Source organism: Ruegeria sp. AB8 (assembly GCF_056542605.1).
The window spans coordinates 1-1878 of the sequence record NZ_JBQGAB010000078.1; the positions used below are offsets into that span (position 1 = coordinate 1).

Genomic DNA, 1878 nt, shown 5'->3' on the forward strand with positions numbered 1-1878 from the left:
GACTGAACATGTGAACAGCTTCAGTATCTGGGGCTGATTTAAGTTCCTTGTCCAGCCCCAATTCTATGGGCCAGTTTTGAGCAAGGTTTCTGGAACGGGCGGTCGCATGTTTAGAGCCTGATTGGACCTGTCACGGTTTGATGCCGCTCCTTTGATAGCATCTACTGCAGCAAAGGAGACTGACTATGGGACTGAAACGGACGGCCGAATTCCGGCAAGATGCGGTGCGTATCGCATTGACCAGTGGGCTAACACGCAAGCAGGTGGCTGATGATCTAGGTGTCGGGATGTCCACGCTGAACAAATGGATCACAGCGCACCGAGATACAGACGTGGTTTCCAAAGAGGATTTGAGCCTCGCTCAAGAGAATGAGCGACTTCGACGGGAGATCCGGCTCCTCAAGGAGGAGAGGGAAATCCTAAAAAAGGCCACCCAGTTCTTCGCGGGCCTAAAGCAATGAGATTTAGGTTTATCGAAGAACACAGAGCCAGCTTTCCAGCCAACCGGTTATGCGATGTCGTCGGTGTCAGCGCACGCGGTCTGCGTGCCTTCCGCAGCCGCCCTGCCAGTCGCAGACAGCGGTCTGATCTGGTCACGCTGGCGCATATCAAAGAACAGTCACGCCTCAGTTTGGGCAGCTATGGCAGGCCGCGCATGACTGAAGAGTTGAAGGAAATTGGTTTGGCTGTGGGGCATCGTCGCGTTGGTCGCCTGATGCGCCAGAACGGCATATCCGTGTTGAGAACACGCAAGCACAAGGTCACGACAGACAGCGATCACAAGTTCAATATCGCGCCCAACCTACTGGATCGGGACTTCACAGCGGATCAGCCGAACAAGACATGGGCTGGTGACATCAGCTATGTCTGGACCCGTGAAGGCTGGCTTTATCTCGCCGTCATTCTGGACTTGCATTCCCGCCGTGTGATTGGCTGGGCTGTTAGCAATCGGATGAAGCGAGACCTGGCCATCAGGGCGCTGAGAATGGCTATCGCCTTCAGATCACCACCGAAGGACTGCATCCACCACACGGATCGTGGCAGCCAATACTGTTCCCACGATTATCAGAAGATCCTGCGCCAACATGACTTCAAAGTGTCGATGAGCGGCAAAGGCAATTGCTATGATAACGCCGCCGTCGAGACCTTCTTCAAAACGATCAAAGCTGAGCTGATCTGGCGGCGGTCATGGCAAACCCGACGGCAGGCTGAAGCGGCCATCTTCGAATACATCAACGGCTTCTACAATCCGCGCCGCCGACACTCAGCACTGGGCTGGAAAAGTCCCGTCGCCTTCGAACGGAAAGTGGTTTAAACGAGCACTTGGAGCGGCACAAAAACGCGACAGGTCCATACTCAACGAGGAATTCCGCAAAACAGTCGCAGGAACTGAACACCTTGGGTCAGGCCTAATAGCCAGTAAATGACGAGGGCTGCGAGGGCGATGACTGATAGGAAGACCTTTGGGCAGCGGTCGTATCGGGTTGCGACACTCCGCCAGTCTTTGATCCTGCCGAACATGAGCTCGATCCTGTTGCGCCGTTTGTAGCGGCGCTTTTCGTATCGGACTGTCGTCTTGCGTTGCGTACGGCCGGGGATGCAGGCGCGTATCCCTTTGTCTCTCAACGCTTCTCTGAACCAGTCCGCATCATCTCCACGGTCCCCGAGTAGCCAGCCGACACGCGGCAGGCTGCTCAGCAAAGCCGTGCCCCGATGTAATCGCTGAACTGACCAGCAGTGACGAACAAGTTCACCGGACGTCCCAGGCTGTCGCAGATGGCATGCAGCTTGGTGTTCATGCCGCCCGTCGTTCGACCTATCAGGCGTCCGCGCCCGCCTTTTTGACGCCCATGCTGGTGGTAGTGCGGTGTGCCTTCA

1 protein-coding gene and 1 pseudogene are annotated in these 1878 nt (G+C 55.9%); one reads left to right on the top strand and one right to left on the bottom strand.

Annotated features, from left to right (window positions below; translation table 11 throughout):
* Nucleotides 1-185 precede the first annotated feature (185 nt).
* Nucleotides 186-1315 (top strand): IS3 family transposase gene (locus tag ACR0CG_RS23745; RefSeq protein ID WP_480424262.1). Its coding sequence is split into 2 segments (ribosomal slippage): nt 186-429 and nt 429-1315, totalling 1131 coding nucleotides; the frame shifts between segments, so codons are not numbered across the junction.
* 41 nt (nt 1316-1356) lie between these two features.
* On the opposite strand, the pseudogene ACR0CG_RS23750 reads toward ACR0CG_RS23745, so the two are convergent.
* Nucleotides 1357-1878: pseudogene (locus tag ACR0CG_RS23750) on the bottom strand (IS5 family transposase); the annotation flags it as partial.